This is a genomic window from Nonomuraea sp. NPDC049480, assembly GCF_044465905.1.
GTDB lineage: Bacteria > Actinomycetota > Actinomycetes > Streptosporangiales > Streptosporangiaceae > Nonomuraea.
Genome location: NZ_JBITMD010000037.1, coordinates 58,435 through 70,647, shown reverse-complemented (window position 1 = coordinate 70,647; position 12,213 = coordinate 58,435). Strand labels below are relative to the sequence as shown.

The window sequence follows — 12,213 nt, the reverse complement described above, 5'->3', positions numbered from 1 at the left end:
CGTTAGGTTGATCGCATGACCGCGCAGGACGGCCCCGGCCGCGAGCAGGTGCTCGACTGGGTCGAGCGGGTGGCGACGTTCGTCTCCCAGGAGTGGGGGCTCGCCCCCATCACCGGCCGCGTCCTGGGCTGGCTCATGGCGTGCGACCCGCCGGAGCAGACGGCCGGAGACATCGCCGCGGCCATCGGCGCGAGCCGCGCGTCCCTGACCACGAACCTGCAGCTCCTGACGTCCATCAAACTCATCCGCAGGCTGCGCAAACCCGGGCAGCGGAACGTCTACTACCAGATCGAGGACGACGCCTGGTCCAAGGTCATCCGGCAGAAGCTCGCCGCGTTCGCCGCGTTCGACGAGCTGGCCGCCGAGGGCCTGCGGCTGGGCTGGACCGACGAGGCGCAGACCGGGCGCATCCGCTCGGCCCGATCCGCCGTCGCCGCCCTGGCCGAGGTCCTCGATCCGCCTCTATAGCGGTTGAGGGAGCCGGGCCGGCCGCCGCTGCGGACGAGCGCCGGGCAGAGCACCGCCGATCGGCGTGTCGGCGAGCGCGTGACGACGGCACTGGTGATGTCCATGGCCGCCCATCGTCTCTCACGAGGCTCGATGTCCGATCATCACTAGTGAGCATCGCCCGCCGGGCGGAAGAGTGGGGCACGTGCTCGCAGACGAAGACGCTTACGCCGTGCTCAGGAGCAGGGACGGCCGCTTCGACGGCCGCTTCTTCGTCGCCGTCGTGACCACCGGCATCTACTGCCGCCCGAGTTGCCCGGCAGCGCTCCCCAAGCGGGAGAACGTCCGCTTCTACCCGTCCGCCGCGGCCGCCCAGGAGGCGGGCTTCCGTGCGTGCAAGCGCTGCCGTCCCGACTCCGCGCCCGGCTCCCCCGAGTGGAACGTCCGCGCGGACGTCACCGGCCGCGCCGTACAGCTGATCGCCGACGGGCTCGTGGACCGGGAGGGCGTCACCGGACTCGCCGACCGGCTCGGCTACAGCGAGCGCCAGTTGCGCCGCCAGCTCGTGGCCGACCTGGGCGCGGGCCCGCAGGCCCTCGCCAGGGCGCAGCGCGCGGCCAACGCCAGGACCCTCCTGGAGACCACCGATCTGCCTGCCGGCGAGATCGCCTTCGCCGCCGGTTTCTCCACGATCCGCCAGTTCAACGACACGATCCACAAGGTGTACGGCACCACCCCCACCGCGCTCCGCCCCGCGCGCCCGCAGCCCCACGGAGTGCTTCACCTGCGCCTCGCCTACCGCCCGCCCCTGGACCTGGCCGACCTGTTCGGGTATCTGGCCGAGCGCGCGATCCCCGGCCTGGAGGAGGCCGGCGACGATTCCTACCGCCGGGCCCTCACCCTTCCGTACGGCCTGGGCGTCGTCACGCTCCGTCCGGGCCGCGGACACGTGTCCTGCGAGCTGCGCCTCGACACGATGAAGGACCTCCCGGCCGCGGTACGGCGCTGCCGTCGCCTCCTCGACCTGGACGCCGACCCTCGCGACGTCCACGACCACCTCGGCGCCGACCCGTTCCTGGCTCCCCTGATCGCCGCCGCCCCGGGCAGGCGGGTGCCGGGTCACGTCGACGCCGCCGAGATGGCGATCCGCTCGATCTTCGACGAGGAGACGAACACCGGCCGCGCCCTGCTCACCCGCCTGGTCCAGCGCTACGGCGCCCCGCTGCCACCATCGTCCGCCCTCACCCACGCCTTTCCCCGCATGGAGGCGTTGGCCGGCGCGGACGTCCCGGCCCCGGTGGCCGACCTGGTCAAGGCGTTGCTCGCCGGCACCGTCCACCTCGGCCCCGAGGCCGACCGCGACCAGGTCGAACGCGAGCTCCTCGCGCTGCCGGGCGTGACGGCGGAGGCCGTGGCCCGGATCCGCGTGCGCGCCCTCGGTGACCCCGACGTCCTCCTGCCCGCGGACCCGACCATCCAGGCGCGGGCACAGCGGTGGCGGCCCTGGCGGTCGTACGCGATGCGGTATCTACGAACCACGTAAGGACAGAACCCGTGTCGACTTATGTTCGCCTGCTCCGCAGCAGGCCGGACTTCCGCCGCCTGTGGATGGGCGCGTCCGTGTCCGTGATGGGCGACAGCATGACCTACATCGCCCTGTCCTGGCTGGTGCTCGGCCAGCAGAACGGCACGGCGAAGCTGGGGGCGCTGGCCGTCTGCTACACCGCCCCGGTCCTGGTCGGCGGCCTCGCGGCCGGGCCCGTCCTCGACCGGTTCGACAAGCGGACGGTCCTGATCGCCGACAGCGTCCTGCGCGGTCTCGCGGTGGCGTCGATCCCGGTCGCCGCGGCCGCCGGCGCCGTTCCGGAATGGCTTCCCTTCCTGGTCGCGGCCGTGTACGGCTTGCTGAAGATGATCCCCATGGCCGCCGTCCCCGCCTCCATTCCGGACTTGGTGACCCCAGGACAGCGCGACGCCGCCAACGCTCTGGAGTCCCTGAGCTACTCGGTGTCGGGAATCATCGGCTTCACCGTGTCCGCGCCGCTCCTGACGACCATGGGCCCGGTGACCCTGCTGGCGCTGGACGCCTCCACGTACGCCTGCTTCGCCATCACCTTGACCCGGGTCCGCACTCCTCTGCGCCCGCACCCACGTCCGGCCGTCAAGGGAATCCCGGTCTTCCGTGACAGGGTGCTCATCGGCACGACGCTGGCGTTCATGGCGTTCAACATCGCCGAAGGCGCGATGACCATGGTGATGGCCCCCTGGCTGGCCAAAGAGCGTCTCCCTGGCGACGGCGCCACATTGTCCCTGCTCATGGCCGCCCTCTCCGTGGGGGAGGTGCTGGGCGGGTTCGCGGCGGGCGCCTGGCGCCCCAGGATCGGCAGGCTGACCGCGATCGCGGTCGTCGAGCTGGTGGCCGCGGCCGGCATCCTCGCGCTCCTGGGCGCTCCCGGATGGATCCCGGTCACCGCCGCCTTTCTGATCATGGGGACGTTCAGCGCCCCCATGACGGTCTGGGCGCAGTCGTTGCGCATGGAGCGTGTCCCGCCGTCGCAGCGCGGTCGCGTTTTCAGCGTCTTCCGCACGATGATGCAGGCCACTCCGCCCATCGGGGCCGCCCTGATCACCCCGCTCCTCGTCAAGGGTGACCTGACGGGCGCCGTGGTCTTGATGACCAGCCTGGCCGCCGTACCGGCCCTTGCCCTGCTGTTACTGCGTGATACCCCGCGACCCGCAGCTGCCTGTGGATAACCCGTGTCGCCTGTGGATAAAGCTCCACCCTCGGGCGACCTCCGGGGCCTCGGCCGCGGAGGCCCTTAGGTAGACGTCATCGCAGCACAGACCGGACCTGCGAGGTCTCAGAGCGTGACCAGAGGAGGTCATCCCGTTCGTCCAGATTCGCGAAGTTGCCTATGCACACCCTGTGGACAAAGAGACGCCTCGCGGTGCGCCGGCAGGCGGTCTCAACCGTTCAACTGCAGGCGGTCGGCCAGCCCTGCGGCGGTGAAGGCCGCCACCACGTCGTCGCGACCCTCGGTGAAGTGAGCCCAGCTGTCGACGTGCACGGGCACGACCCGGCGCGCGCCGAGGATCTTGGCGGCTTCGGCGGCCTGGCCGCTGTCGATGGTGAGCAACGCCCCGTCGAGTACGGCCGTGCGGACGGCGCCGGCGAAGAGGACGGCGGTGTCCACAGGGCCGAAGCGCTCGGCGATCTGCTCCACCCGCGGCAGGGACGCGTTGTCGCCGCTGATGTAGACCGTGGGCAGATCGTCCCCGGTCAGTACGAAGCCGACGACCTCGCCGACGATCGGCTCGGAGCCCTCGGGGCCGTGCAAGGCGGGCACGCTCGTCACGGTCACGGTCACGGTGCCGCCGCCGGGGCGGTCCAGGTCGACGTGCTCCCAGGGCGCCAGGCCCCGGGCGGCGCCGCCCAGGCGGCCCGCGCCGCTCGGAGTGGTCAGTGTCAGGGGGACGTCGGCGAGCAGAGCCCGGCCGGAGTGGTCGAGGTTGTCAGGGTGCTGGTCGTGGGAGAGCAGGACCACGTCGACGCGGCCGAGGTCGGCAGGAGTGGCGGAGGCGGGGGCCGTCTTGGTGAGGAAGCGGCCGCCGCCCAGGGGGTAGTCGCCGGGAGCGTCGAAGGTCGGGTCGGTGAGGAACCTGAGCCCGCCGTACTCGATGAGGGCGGTCGGGCCGCCGAAGACCCGGACGGGGACCTGCTCGATGGCCATGATTGGAAGCACCTCACGGAAGACAGAACGATTTTCCGTGATTGACGGTAGTGCATCCTCACGGAAAACGCCAACAGCTAACATGAGATCCATGGAGCACCCCGTTCATGCCGTCCTGCCGCCCGCTCCGGGGGCGGAGCGCTACCCCGCGCTGGACCTGGCCAACAGCGCGGTGACCCTGCCCGGCGACCGCCGCTACGATCTCCTCGGCACGCCCGAGGCCGCGACCCGGTGGCTGGCCGAGCACGACCTCGCCCCGGCCGGCGTCGGCCTGCAGGAGGTGTGCACAGCCAGGCTGCGTGGGCTCCGTGAGCACGTGCGGGCGCTCCTCGCCTCACGGATCGGCGCGCTCCCCGCCCCGGCGGAGTCGGTGCGCGCCGTGAACGACGCTCTGACCAAGGTCCCCACCGCGTCCCTGCTCCACTGGGACGAAGCCCGCGGCCTGCACCGCGTCCAAACACACCCCGTCGACCAGGCCGTCGACCACGCACTGGCGGCGCTGGCCGCCGACACCGCCGACCTGCTCACCGGCCCCGACGCCGAACGCCTGGCCGCCTGCGGCGCCGCCCCCTGCAACCGCTACCTGCTGCGCACCCACGGCCGCCGCCACTGGTGCTCGGTCCGCTGCGGCGACCGTGTCCGCGCGGCCCGCGCCTACGCCCGCCGCAGCCGGGACGACCAACAGGAAATCTGGACAATCAACGGAAGATTTTGACACGGTAAGGGGCGCCGGCCGGCAGTCGACCATTCAGCCCACGTCTTCTGGGGTTCAGCCATGCCATCCAACCGTCTCGCAGCGGACGAAGCCGCCTTCTATGCCGCTCAGAGCGCCTTCTCCGCGCCCAATGCCCTCTCCCACCTCTACGCCGGCCTTCCCGACGATCCAGCGGATCTTGCCCGCACAGCTCGCGACCTGATCATCCACCGCCTGGAAGGCCCGGTGTTCCGGTATGCCATCCCCCAAGACCGCCTGCACAACGATGCCGAGACGCGCTATGTCGACGACATCCTGCGGATCATCGTCGAACGGAACACCGCGCCGTTGACCGAGCGGCGCGAGCCCGGTCACCGCTTCATCGGCGTGTGCCGCGACTTCTCGCTGCTGTACTGCTCGTTCCTTCGTCACGCGGGCGTTCCCGCGCGCCTGCGCATCGGCTTCGCCGACTACTTCGGCTCCGACGGGTTCCACTCCGACCACGTGGTGACCGAGTACTGGGACGGCGAGCGAGGCTGGGTGCTCGCCGATCCGCAACTCACCGACCCGATGCTCGCCGACGCGTGGAAGATCGACTTCGACCCGATGGACGTGCCGCGTGACCGCTTCCTGGTGGCGGGCAAGGCCTGGCAGTCCATCCGGGAAGGCGGGGCGGACCCGAAGACGTTCGGACTCCATCCTCCGGAGGAGGGGCCGATGTACGGGGAGTGGTTCGTGGCACATGACATGCGGGTCGACCTCGCCGCGCTGAACAAGGTCGAGACGCTGCTGTGGGACACCTGGGGTGCGGGAACCGGCGGCTCCACCGAGATGACGGACGCCGTCTGTGAGCTGCACGACCACGCCTCCCTGGTGGCGGGCGACGACGTTTCCCTCGATGCGGCGCGGACGCTGTTCGCGGCGAACGAGGGACTGCGGACGCCCCAGACGGTGGTGTCGCTGGCACCGTTCAACGGTCCGTCCGAAGTCCGGCTCCGCCGGCAGGCGCTCTTCCCGGACAGCTAGGCGGAAGTCCGTTCCCAGCGGACCTCGCCCTCGTGCCACCGGTCAGTGGGGCGCAACCCGGCGGAGGCCGCGACAGAGGCCGAGGCCGCGTGGTCGGGGTGAATGTGCGCGACGATCGTGCTGATCCCCTGCTCCAGAAGCCAGCCGACCAGGGCCTCGGCGGATGCGGTCGCCAGGCCGCGGCCCTGCCACGGCGTACCGATCACCCAGGCGATTTCGGCGGTTTCACCGTCGATGGTGGCTTGGACATATCCGACCAGACGCTTTTCTTCCCGCGACCGGACCACCCAGTTGCGCCAGCCGGGCGGTCCGGCGACCAACCGCTCGTAGCGATCGCGAAGTTCCTGCGCGGAGAGTGGTGTGCCGCCGGTGAACGCGTACAGGTCCGGGTCGGAGAGTACGACGGCCATCTCGTCGGCATGCTCGACACGCAATGGAAGGAGGTCCAGGGCAGGGGTCTCGATGATGTCCACCTGATGTGTTCTACATCGGGTGTCTGATGAAGGAGAATGACCCGCCGGCCTTCGATGCACGGCTCAGACTGCGGCGACACCTGACACCTCCCGGCAGGTGCTCACACGGGCCGCGCTGTCCCCCGCCCGCCGCGGGATCGATCCGGCGGCGGGCGAGTTGTTCACCGGCCGGGCAAGTACGCCCGGTCGTCGATCGTCAGCTTCCTGCGGGCGGCTGCGCTTCGGGGCCGCCCGGGTCGTTCCAGCTCGGATTGTCGATCACGACGCATGGCTTGACCGGGCCGGACATCACGCGTGCCGAGAACTGCCACAACGCCCGCGGCTTCTCGGGACCTGAGGTCTGGTCCGCGTTCTCGGTGAACTCCAGCACGAGGGTCTGGCCCTTGCCGATGTAGCGGGGGTTGATTTCGATCCCTTTGGTAGCGGGTTGGGCGGCCTTGTACGAGGTGGTCTTCCTCCAGTCCTCGTGTGTGGTCGAGTCACCACCGACGATCTGACCGCGGTCCGGCTTGCACCACTTGCCGGGTTTGACGTAAGTGACATCGGCCGTCACGCCCATCGCTCCCAAGTCCCGTTCGAGCCGATCGGCGTCCCTGAACTCGTTGACCAAAACCCTGATCGTCCCGTCCGAGTTCTGCGTGAGAGCGTACGCGGGCGTCTCCGATCCTGTCAGCATCGGTACGGCGACCGCCGCCACCGCGGCCAGCCCTGCCACCGCCGCCCCGGCGAGCAGCCGGCGACCGGTGCGGCGGCGCCGCTCGTTGCGTGCGGCGATCTCGGCTTTCAGCTCCATGAGTATCTGCTCCTCGAAATTCATCCCGGCGTTCCTTCCATGACGAAGGGCAAATGCTGCAGCGTCCGGCGAGCGCGATGCAGCCGCACCTTGGCGGTCCCCGGCCGGATGCCGAGGGCGGTGGCCGCCTCCGTGACCGTCAGCTGGTCGATGACCACCAGTTCGAGCACGGCGCGTTCCCCCTCGGACAGTTCGGCCATGGCCTCGAAGGCCCGCCTGGCGGGCTGCTCCGCGTCGATTCGCTCCTCGAGCGTGGCTATGTCGTCGGTCGCCAGCGGCCGCCGGCCGCTTATGCGGCTCGTCAGCCGGGTCTCCTTGAAGGCCCGGCGTTTCTCGGCCGAGAGCGTGTTGCGTGCCACGCCGTACAACCACGCGATCTCGTTGCCCAACTCCGGACGATAGGTGTGCGCCGAGTCGAGCACCCCGATGAAGACCTCCGCGACCAGGTCGGCGACCGTGTGCGGGTCGTCGACGCGGCGGGCGAGGAACCGGGTGACCGCATCGACATGCCGCCGGTAGAAGGCCTCGAATGCGACGGGATCTGTAGCGATCTCCGCCCGTTTACGACGCACCGGCCATGCTCCCTTCGTCGGTTGACACCCCTGCTTGGTAAGAAGCGCAAAAATGGTTACAAGGCAGGCCAGTCGCCGGACGTGTGGGGCGGAGCGGCCGGATCGTCCCCGGGCGGGCTACGGAGAGTCTTGCTTCCACGGCCCACCGTCAGATCCGGGCCGGGACGTGGGTGGCCCCGGAGACGACCGCGCTACGGCTTCACGGGACGATCGCGGCGACCCTCGCGATCCTTGCGACTTGATCATTTACCGCGACCGGCCGTCTGAGAACGTTCAAGCGGCGATCGCACAGTCCGACTGGGTGCACTACGTCACGACGGAACCGCCATCGCCGCGAGGCGGCGGGCGAGCCGGGCGACGGCCTCCCGCAGCTCCGGAGGCTCCAGCACCTCCGCCTCGAAGCCCAGTCTGGCCACGTGCACGGCGAGCCAGTCCAGGTCCTCCCCGCCGACGACGAGCACGCACCACCCGTCACGATCGTCCTCGACGCGCCCCACCTGGGGCGGCACCAGCTCCCGCACCCGGTCGGCCCCGGCGTGCACCCGCACCCGGGCGAGATACCGGTACGGCGATTCCGTCACTCCCCGCTGCACGTAGGCGACCGGGTCCGGATGCTCCCTCGCCCGGAAGCGCCAGGTCGTCGCCTCCACCTCGCGCATCCGGTCCAGCCGGAAAGTGCGCCAGTCGTCGCGGTCGACGTCCCAGGCCATCAGGTACCAGCGGCGGCCGGTGGCGACCATCCGCACCGGCTCGACCGTGCGCTCGCGCTCCCCGCCGTCGCGGCCGGCGTACCGGAACCGCACCCGCACGGCGTCGCGGCAGGCCCGCGCGAGCGTCATCAGCAGCTCCGCGTCGATCTCGATCCCGGGGCCGACCAGGGTCTCGGTGGCGCCGTACACCGCCCGCACCTCGGCACGCAACCGGGGCGGCATCACCTGGTCGAGCTTCGCAAGCGCCCGCAGTGCCGCCTCGCCCGCCCCCGCGACCGTGCCCCCCGACGCCAGCCGCAGGGACACCGCCGTCGCGATCGCCTCCTCGTCGTCGAAGAGCAGCGGCGGCAGCCGGGTGCCCGCGCCGAGCTGGTAGCCGCCGCCGACGCCCGGCGTCGCGTGCACGGGGTAGCCGAGCGCGCGCAGCCGCTCCACGTCTCGGCGCACCGAGCGGTCGGTGACCCTCAGCTCGGCGGCGAGCTCGGTGGCGGTCCAGGACGGCCGGCGCTGCAGCAGCGCCAGCAACCGCAGCACCCGCTCGGTCGTCGCCTCGACGGTCATGCGCTCATCGTTCCACAGATCACGGAACGATCCTGTCCGCTATTTGCGCGAGGGTGAAGCCATGACCGACCAGACCTGGAACCCTTTGCTCCGAGAACAGCTCGACTGGCACTGGACCAAGCAGCTGCGCGAACGCCTCGACGGGCTCACCGACGAGGAGTACTTCTGGGAGCCGGCGCCCGGCTGCTGGAGTGTGCGCCCGCGCGGCACCGGCGCCGCACCGGTGCAGGCCGGGTCCGGCGCGTTGATCATCGACTTCGCGATGCCGGTGCCCGACCCGCCACCGTTCACGACGATCGCCTGGCGACTCGGGCACGTGATCGTCGGCGTGCTCGCGATGCGCAACGCCGCGCACTTCGGCCGCACGCCCACCGACTACCACTCGTTCGAGTACGCCGCTACCGCGACCGAGGCGCTGGCCCAGCTCGACGCGGAGTACGCGATGTGGCTGGCCGGGGTCGAGTCCCTCGGCGAAACCGGCCTCGCCCGCCCTTGCGGGGAGGCGGAGGCGCCGCACGCCGAGCGTCCTTTGGCAGCACTGGTGCTGCACATCAACCGCGAGCTGATCCACCATCTGGCCGAGGTGTGCCTGCTCCGCGACCTTTACCTGCACACCCACCAGCAGACCCGTCAGGAGGCGAGCTGAAATGGCCCGCAACGTTCAGATCACCTTCGACTGCGCCGACCCCGCCGGGTTGGCGGCGTTCTGGGCCGAGGCCCTCAGCTACCGGCTGCAGGACCCGCCCGAGGGCTTCGAGTCGTGGGAGCAGGCTCTGGAGGCGATGGGCGTGCCGCCCGAGAGCCGCAACAACGCCTCGGCGGTGGTCGACCCCGAAGGCTCCGGACCGCGGCTGTTCTTCCAGCGGGTGCCGGAGGGCAAGCAGGTCAAGAACCGCGTGCACCTCGATGTGCGGGCCGCCCCGGGGCTCGAGGGCGACGCGCGGATGGCGGCCCTGGAGGCGGAGGCAGAGCGGCTCGTCTCCCACGGCGCCATCCGGCTCCGGCGCTACGAGCCCGCTCCCCCGCTCGACGCCGGTCACATCATGATGGCCGATCCCGAGGGCAACGAGTTCTGCCTCGACTGATCAGGAAAAGAGGTCGCTCTCGTAGGCGAGGTCCTGTGGCTACCAGGACTTGAACAGGTGGAACAACCACCGCGAGCGGCCACCGGCCATTGCCCTTCGCACAGTGATCGGCACTGGAGTGGACGTCTCTACGATTGCCTGCCGTCCAAGGGCAGGGTGATGAGCACGGTCAGGCCACCGTCGGGGTTGGGAGTGGCGGTGAGCGTGCCGTGGTGAGCGGTGGTGACCGCGTGGACGATCGCCAGCCCCAAGCCGTGCCCGCCCGGACCGTCGCCGGAGCCGTGACGGGTACGGCCGGTGGCGCGGGTGAACGGCTCGAACAGCTGCTTCAGCTCGTCCTCGGTGACCGGAAAACCGGTGTTGCTCACCGTCATCACGGCCCGACCGCGGTCGGCGCTGACGGTGATGCTCGCCCGGCCGCCGGGCTTGTTGTGCCGGATCGCGTTCGTGACCAGATTGGTCACGAGCTGGCGCAGCAGGGTCGGGTCACCGGTGACCGGCACCGGGTCAAGCCGGGATACCACCGACACGTCCCGATGCGAGGCCTCCCCCGATGTGACGGCGACCGCGTCGCGGGCGAAGCCGGCCAGATCGACCGTCGAGGCCGCGATGATGCCGTGCTCGGCTCGGGCGAGGTCGAGCAGGGCGTTGACGATCTGCTCACTGCGGGCGTTGACCTCGGTCAGGTCGGCGAGCAGCGCGGGCACGTCACAGGCCCGGGGCGAGGCCGCGGCGACGTCCAGAAGGGCTTGGCTCGTGGCGAGTGGGGTGAGCAGCTCGTGGGAGGCGTCGGCGGCGAAGCGCCGGTAGCCGTCGAAGGAGGCCTCCAGGCGGGCGAGCATGCCGTCGAAGGTGTCGGCCAGCTCCTTGACCTCGTCATCGGGGCCCCGAAGGGCGACACGCTCGTGCAGGTTTCCCGCCGCGATCCCGGCCGCGGTCAGCGTGACGCGTCGGATGGGAGCGAGCATGCGCCCGGCCACGATCCAGCCCATGACCAGCGCGCCCAGCGAGCACACCAGCAGCACCACCCCGCAGGCGCGCAACAGCGTGTCCAGCACCTGCGAGGCGTCCTGGGTGGGAGTCAAGCCGTCGGGCGGGACCGGCGCGGATGCGGTGCTGTTCGTCGGTATCGGCGGCGTCGGGCCGACGGCCGGGGTGAGCAGGCCGAACATCACCAGGTAGACGCCGCCCAGCGCCGCGGCGATGGCCGCGGCGGAGGTGGCGGCGTACAGCAGGGCGAGTCGCAGGCGGATCGTCAGCCGGGGCCGGGACGTCATCGCTCGGCCAATCGGTAGCCGGCTCCGATCTCGGTGTGGATCACGGGGGGATCGCCGAGCTTGCGCCGCAGAGCGTGGACGGTGATGCGGACCGCATTGGTGAAGGGGTCGGCGTGCTCGTCCCAGGCCTTCTCCAGCAGGTGTTCGGCGCTGACCACGCCGCCCTGGGCGCTCAGCAGGATCTCCAGCACGGCGAACTCCTTCCGTGTCAGCCGGATCTGCCGGTCGTCCCGGGTGACGTGCTGGGTGTGCGGGTCGAGCCGTATCCCGGCGGCGGTCAGCACCGGCGGGCGCGTCTGCGAGGGACGCCGCTGCAACGCCCGAACCCGGGCCACCAGCTCGGGGAACCGGAACGGCTTGGTGAGGTAGTCGTCGGCGCCCAGCCCGAGCCCCGTGACGGTGTCATCGAGCGTGCGGGCCGCGGTCAGCATCAGGATCCGGCACCGCGCCCCCTCCGCGACCAGGGTGCGGCACACCTCGTCGCCGTGTACGACGGGCAGGTCGCGATCCAGGATCAGCACGTCATAGTCGGTGACCGCCAGCCGCTCCAGCGCCGCGGCCCCGTCGGCGGCCACATCCACCGCCATGGCCTGCCGGCGCAGCCCCGTGGCCAGAGTGCGCGCCAGCAGGGGCTCATCTTCGGCGATCAAGATCCGCACAAGTCCGTCCCTTCTCAACGGCTCCCCCGCCTGCGCGTTCATCCTGTCTGATCAGGTGTTTGGGCCGCGTATGGTCGCCCGGCGCAGGCGGTGTGCTTCCGGATTCGCCAAACGCCGGCCGAATGCCGGGCCTGGCTGAATGAGGGCGTCCGAGGCCGAACCGGTCCGGACCAGACCAAACACCG

Annotated in this window: 14 protein-coding genes; 7 read left to right on the top strand and 7 right to left on the bottom strand. The window is 70.8% G+C overall.

Going from position 1 to position 12,213, the window contains the following annotated elements:
- The first annotated feature begins 15 nt into the window (after window positions 1-15).
- From ACIBX3_RS54745 to ACIBX3_RS54735, 3 genes are all read left to right on the top strand, one after another.
- Complete coding sequence (locus tag ACIBX3_RS54745) at window positions 16-468, top strand: GbsR/MarR family transcriptional regulator (RefSeq protein WP_397128758.1); 453 nt, start codon at window positions 16-18, stop codon at window positions 466-468.
- Between the two features lie 184 nt (window positions 469-652).
- A complete protein-coding gene (locus ACIBX3_RS54740; RefSeq protein WP_397128757.1) occupies window positions 653-1,990 on the top strand; it encodes a DNA-3-methyladenine glycosylase 2 family protein in 1,338 nt (445 codons plus the stop codon).
- Window positions 1,991-2,001: 11 nt separating this feature from the next.
- Window positions 2,002-3,201, top strand: a complete 1,200-nt coding sequence (locus ACIBX3_RS54735; protein ID WP_397128756.1) for an MFS transporter — start codon at window positions 2,002-2,004, stop codon at window positions 3,199-3,201.
- Between the two features lie 212 nt (window positions 3,202-3,413).
- On the opposite strand, the gene ACIBX3_RS54730 is transcribed toward ACIBX3_RS54735, so the two are convergent.
- On the bottom strand, window positions 3,414-4,178 hold the full coding sequence (locus ACIBX3_RS54730) for an MBL fold metallo-hydrolase (protein WP_397128755.1): 765 nt from the start codon (window positions 4,176-4,178) through the stop codon (window positions 3,414-3,416).
- Between the two features lie 91 nt (window positions 4,179-4,269).
- On the opposite strand from ACIBX3_RS54730, the gene ACIBX3_RS54725 reads away from it, so the two are divergent.
- A complete protein-coding gene (locus tag ACIBX3_RS54725) occupies window positions 4,270-4,893 on the top strand; it encodes an ABATE domain-containing protein (protein ID WP_397128754.1) in 624 nt (207 codons plus the stop codon).
- A gap of 60 nt (window positions 4,894-4,953) precedes the next feature.
- On the top strand, window positions 4,954-5,898 hold the full coding sequence (locus ACIBX3_RS54720) for a transglutaminase-like domain-containing protein (RefSeq protein WP_397128753.1): 945 nt from the start codon (window positions 4,954-4,956) through the stop codon (window positions 5,896-5,898).
- On the opposite strand, the gene ACIBX3_RS54715 is transcribed toward ACIBX3_RS54720, so the two are convergent.
- The 4 genes from ACIBX3_RS54715 to ACIBX3_RS54700 all read right to left on the bottom strand — a co-directional run bounded on the left by ACIBX3_RS54715 (window position 5,895) and on the right by ACIBX3_RS54700 (window position 9,007).
- Window positions 5,895-6,371, bottom strand: coding sequence for a GNAT family N-acetyltransferase (locus tag ACIBX3_RS54715; protein ID WP_397128752.1), 477 nt, complete (start codon window positions 6,369-6,371; stop codon window positions 5,895-5,897). The two genes, ACIBX3_RS54720 and ACIBX3_RS54715, sit on opposite strands and share 4 nt — an antisense overlap.
- A 196-nt stretch (window positions 6,372-6,567) precedes the next feature.
- Window positions 6,568-7,188 (bottom strand): hypothetical protein, encoded by a 621-nt coding sequence (locus tag ACIBX3_RS54710; protein WP_397128751.1) that lies wholly within the window; start codon window positions 7,186-7,188, stop codon window positions 6,568-6,570.
- Window positions 7,185-7,736, bottom strand: coding sequence for an RNA polymerase sigma factor (locus tag ACIBX3_RS54705; protein ID WP_397128749.1), 552 nt, complete (start codon window positions 7,734-7,736; stop codon window positions 7,185-7,187). The genes ACIBX3_RS54710 and ACIBX3_RS54705 overlap by 4 nt, the downstream gene beginning before the upstream one ends.
- Window positions 7,737-8,047: 311 nt before the next feature.
- Window positions 8,048-9,007: a helix-turn-helix transcriptional regulator gene (locus ACIBX3_RS54700; protein WP_397128748.1), complete on the bottom strand. Its 960-nt coding sequence runs from the start codon at window positions 9,005-9,007 to the stop codon at window positions 8,048-8,050.
- 61 nt (window positions 9,008-9,068) lie between these two features.
- Here ACIBX3_RS54700 and ACIBX3_RS54695 point away from each other — a divergent pair, with 61 nt between their 5' ends.
- Window positions 9,069-9,653 carry a DinB family protein gene (locus ACIBX3_RS54695; RefSeq protein ID WP_397128747.1) on the top strand — a complete coding sequence of 195 codons (585 nt, stop codon included), beginning with the start codon at window positions 9,069-9,071 and terminating at the stop codon, window positions 9,651-9,653.
- A 1-nt stretch (window position 9,654) separates the two neighbouring features.
- Window positions 9,655-10,092 (top strand): VOC family protein, encoded by a 438-nt coding sequence (locus ACIBX3_RS54690; RefSeq protein ID WP_397128746.1) that lies wholly within the window; start codon window positions 9,655-9,657, stop codon window positions 10,090-10,092.
- 128 nt (window positions 10,093-10,220) lie between these two features.
- Here ACIBX3_RS54690 and ACIBX3_RS54685 read toward each other — a convergent pair whose 3' ends face one another.
- Window positions 10,221-11,369, bottom strand: coding sequence for a sensor histidine kinase (locus ACIBX3_RS54685; protein ID WP_397128744.1), 1,149 nt, complete (start codon window positions 11,367-11,369; stop codon window positions 10,221-10,223).
- Window positions 11,366-12,028 (bottom strand): response regulator transcription factor, encoded by a 663-nt coding sequence (locus tag ACIBX3_RS54680; RefSeq protein ID WP_397128743.1) that lies wholly within the window; start codon window positions 12,026-12,028, stop codon window positions 11,366-11,368. Before ACIBX3_RS54680 ends, ACIBX3_RS54685 begins: the two co-directional genes overlap by 4 nt.
- Window positions 12,029-12,213: the final 185 nt, after the last annotated feature.